The sequence below is a fragment of the Pseudomonas sp. SJZ080 genome (genome assembly GCF_007828295.1).
Lineage (GTDB): Bacteria > Pseudomonadota > Gammaproteobacteria > Pseudomonadales > Pseudomonadaceae > Aquipseudomonas > Aquipseudomonas migulae_A.
Map to the genome: position 1 here is coordinate 1 of NZ_VIUK01000059.1, position 3,944 is coordinate 3,944.

At 57.6% G+C, this 3,944-nt stretch carries 3 protein-coding genes; all 3 read left to right on the forward strand.

Annotation, left to right across the window (positions count from 1 at the left end; translation table 11 throughout):
* Positions 1-192 precede the first annotated feature (192 nt).
* From FBY04_RS32155 to FBY04_RS32165, 3 genes are read left to right on the forward strand one after another with little or no spacing between them, the layout of a single operon-like run.
* Complete coding sequence (locus FBY04_RS32155; RefSeq protein ID WP_084323498.1) at positions 193-852, forward strand: paraquat-inducible protein A; 660 nt, start codon at positions 193-195, stop codon at positions 850-852.
* A complete protein-coding gene (locus FBY04_RS32160) occupies positions 839-1,462 on the forward strand; it encodes a paraquat-inducible protein A (protein ID WP_145319710.1) in 624 nt (207 codons plus the stop codon). Before FBY04_RS32155 ends, FBY04_RS32160 begins: the two co-directional genes overlap by 14 nt.
* The gene (locus FBY04_RS32165) at positions 1,455-3,758 is read left to right on the forward strand and encodes an intermembrane transport protein PqiB (RefSeq protein ID WP_145319713.1); all 2,304 of its coding nucleotides are present in this window, start codon (positions 1,455-1,457) and stop codon (positions 3,756-3,758) included. The genes FBY04_RS32160 and FBY04_RS32165 overlap by 8 nt, the downstream gene beginning before the upstream one ends.
* Positions 3,759-3,944: the final 186 nt, after the last annotated feature.

A 3,944-nucleotide genomic window follows, 5' to 3' on the forward strand; every position in this document is an offset into this window, starting at 1 on the left:
GGTAGTGTGGGGTTTCCCCATGTGAGAGTAGGTCATCGTCAAGATTAAATTCCGAAACCCCTATCTGCGTATGCAGGTAGGGGTTTTGTTTTGCCTGGAATAAAATCCAGATCAGGCCCTGCACAAATTTGCACAGTTATTTTCGATTCATGACACTAGAATAGGTCCAACTTTTTCGGAGTCATAGCCTTTATGCCAGATCCGGTTGACGCCTCCGGGCTGTCAGAATTACCGCTGGACGACTTGGTGGCGTGTCATGAGTGCGACTTGCTGATGCGCAAGCCCGAACTCGCCCATGGCGAGAAAGCCCTGTGCCCGCGCTGTGGTTACGAGCTCTACGCCCATCGGCACAATGTTGTGCAACGTAGTCTCGCCTTGGTCATCGCCGCACTGTTGTTGTACATCCCTGCGAACTTTTTACCCATCATGCAGCTCAATCTACTCGGGCAGTCGTCACAAGACACTGTCTGGACCGGCGTTGTTGGCCTGTTCGATACCGGGATGCAAGGTGTTTCGGTCATCGTGTTTCTGTGCAGCATGGGAATTCCGCTACTCAAGCTGCTCTGCCAGCTGGCCGTGCTGCTAAGTATTCGTTTTGATGTCGGCCGTAGTTACGGTTTGCTGCTTTATCGAATTTATCACCATCTACGAGACTGGGGGATGCTCGAGGTTTACCTCATGGGCGTTCTGGTGGCGATCGTCAAACTGGCAGATATGGCAGCAATCACTGTCGGTCTCGGCCTGGCGTGCTTTATCGGTTTGTTGTTGGTCCAGGTTTGGCTGGAGGTTGTGATGTCGCCTCATCAGATCTGGCAGGCTTTATCAGGAGAGGATGCCCATGCGGGCGATTGATGCAGGCATTCTGATTTGTACCGAATGCCATGAGTTGAACAAGCATTACGCTGACACCGACGAGCAGGTCTGCACTCGTTGTGGTGCGCTGGTTCACGCGCGCCGCCCGAACAGTGTGATGCGCACATGGGCGCTGCTGGTGACGGCAGCGCTGCTCTATATCCCGGCCAACGTCCTGCCGATCATGACGGTCAGCTCTCTTGGTCAGGGCGACCCCAGCACCATCATGTCCGGTGTGATCCAGTTGGTTCAGCACGGCATGATTCCCATCGCCGCCGTGGTGTTTATCGCCAGTATCCTGGTGCCGACGTTCAAACTGGTGGGCATCGCCTTGCTGCTGTTTTCGGTGCAGCGCCGCCAGCCACTTTCGGCACGCCAACGCATCTGGATGTACCGCTTTATCGAGTTCATCGGCCGCTGGTCGATGCTCGATATTTTTGTGATCGCCATCCTGGTGGCGGTCGTCAATTTTGGACGGCTTGCCAGCGTCGAAGCCAATCTTGGCGCCATCGCTTTCGCCAGTGTGGTGATTCTGACGATGCTTGCCGCAGTAACTTTCGATCCCCGACTGATTTGGGATAACACGGAGTCGGACGACGACCATGACTGATTTGCCTACAGCGAAAACCCGACCGGCCTCGAACTGGTCCGCCATTTGGGTCTTGCCTCTGATCGCCCTGATCATTGGCGGCTGGCTCGGTTGGCGTGCCTATAGCGAAACCGGCATCGAGATTCAGGTGCGTTTCGAAAGTGGTGAAGGCATTCAGGCCAACAAGACTGAAGTCGTTTACAAAGGCATGTCGGTCGGCAAGGTGAAAACCCTCACGCTCGACGACGAAGGTGCCTCCAAAGGGGTGATTGCCACCGTCGAGATGAACAAGGACGTGGAGCCATACCTGCGCACCAGCACACGCTTTTGGCTGGTCAAGCCGAGCGTGACCCTGGCCGGCATCACAGGGCTGGAAACCCTGGTCTCCGGTAACTATGTCGCGGTCAGTCCGGGCGAAGGGGAGCCCACGCGCAAGTTCAAGGCGCTGGCCGAAGAGCCGCCGCTGTCTGACGCCCAGCCCGGTCTGCACCTGACCATCAAGGCAGATCGCCTCGGCTCGCTGAACCGTGGCAGCCCGGTGTTCTACAAGCAGATCCGGGTCGGGCAGATCAAAAGCTACTTGTTGTCCGAGGACCAAAGTACCGTTGAGCTCAAGGTGTTCATCGAGCCCACCTACGCCAAGCTGGTGCGCAAACACACACGTTTCTGGAATGCCAGCGGCATCAGCATCGACGCTAACCTGTCCGGCGTGAAAGTGCGCAGTGAATCCCTGGCCAGCATCGTCGCCGGCGGTATCGCCTTCGCGACGCCGGAGAACCGCAAGGACAGCCCGCCCACCGATCCGAGCCTGCCGTTCCGTCTCTATGAAGACTTCGATGCCGCTGCCGCCGGTATTCGGGTCAAGGTCAAACTCAGCGACTTCGAAGGCATGCAGGCTGGCCGGACGCCGGTGATGTACAAAGGCATTCAGGTCGGCACGCTGAAAGCGCTCAAGATCGATCCTGATCTGTCCAGTGCCACCGCGGAATTGACCCTTGATCCGCTGGCTGAGGATTACCTCGTTGACGGCACCCAGTTCTGGGTGGTCAAACCCTCAATCTCCCTCGCAGGCATTACCGGTCTCGAAGCGCTGGTCAAAGGTAACTACATTGCCGTGCGTCCAGGTGACAAGGGTGCCGCACCGCAGCGTGAGTTCGTGGCACGACCGAAGGCGCCGCCGCTCGACTTGCGGGCACCGGGCCTGCACCTGGTGCTGTTCACCGAGAACCTCGGTTCACTGGAAGTCGGCAGCCCGATTCTCTACAAGCAGGTCAAGGTCGGTTCGGTCCAGAGCTATCAGTTCTCGCGCAAGAAAAAACAGTTGGTGATCGGTGTACACATCGAGAAGGAATATGAGGGACTGGTCAACGCATCGACCCGTTTCTGGAACGCCAGCGGTATTACGCTCACGGGTGGGCTGACCGGTGGAATCCAGGTCAAAAGTGAGTCGCTGCAAAGCCTGATGGCCGGCGGTATCGCCTTCGAAACCCCGCAAGCCAAAGCGCCATTGCAGAGGCGCATTCCACGTTTCCGTCTGTTCGCCAGTCATGACGAGGCCAACCAGAAAGGCTCCGTGGTCACGATCAAGGTCGATCGCGCCGATGGCTTGCGCAGCGGCACCCCTGTGAAATTCAAAGGCCTGGATGTCGGCAAGATTGAAGACGTCGACCTCAGCGATGATCTGCAATCGGTGCTGCTCACCGCGCGGATCACCGAAGTGCCGGAGCGCATTGCCCGGGTTGGCAGTCAGTTCTGGGTGGTCAAGCCCGAGCTGGGTCTGATCAAGACCTCTAACCTCGAAACCCTGGTCACAGGCCAATACATCGAAGTGCAGCCGGCCGCGAAAAATCTTGGTCCGCAGAAGAACTTCGTGGCCCTCGCCAGCCCACCGGAAACCGCCAAACAGGAAGCCGGTTTAAGCCTGGTCCTGAGCGCCGCTCGGCGCGGTTCGTTGAAAACCGGTGTGCCGGTGACGTATCGCGAGGTCACCGTGGGTAAGGTGACGGGTTATGAACTGGGCCAGACCGCTGACCGTGTTCTGGTGCACATTCTGATCGAACCGAAGTACGCACCATTGGTGCGCAGCGGCACACGTTTCTGGAACACCAGCGGTTTTGGTTTCGACTACGGTTTGTTCAAGGGGGCGACGGTGCGCACCGAATCGCTGGAGACGCTGATTCAGGGTGGTATCGCTTTCGCCACCCCGGACGGTGATCGTATGGGCAGTCCGGCACGGCCTGAGCAGACGTTTCCGTTGTTCGACAAGTTTGAAGATGAATGGCTGACCTGGGCACCGAAGATATCGCTCGGTAAATAGCAGGAAGTTGAGGGGGCGTCTGTGAGGCCGCCTTCGCAAGCCCGCTCCCACATTGGATCTATGTCGGTCTGGCATTTGTGTACGACATCAATCAAATGTGGGAGCAACTGTCTTCACCCTGCCATTCGTCACCGCCACTCCGTGCCGTCTCTCAGCATGGCATTCAGTCTGATCAGTAATATTCGC

Bases quoted from the DNA above. Each gene is read 5' to 3' on its own strand.
- FBY04_RS32155 (WP_084323498.1), top strand. From the start codon at position 193: ATGCCAGATCCGGTTGACGCCTCCGGGCTGTCAGAATTACCGCTGGAC.
- FBY04_RS32160 (WP_145319710.1), top strand. From the start codon at position 839: ATGCGGGCGATTGATGCAGGCATTCTGATTTGTACCGAATGCCATGAG.
- FBY04_RS32165 (WP_145319713.1), top strand. From the start codon at position 1,455: ATGACTGATTTGCCTACAGCGAAAACCCGACCGGCCTCGAACTGGTCC.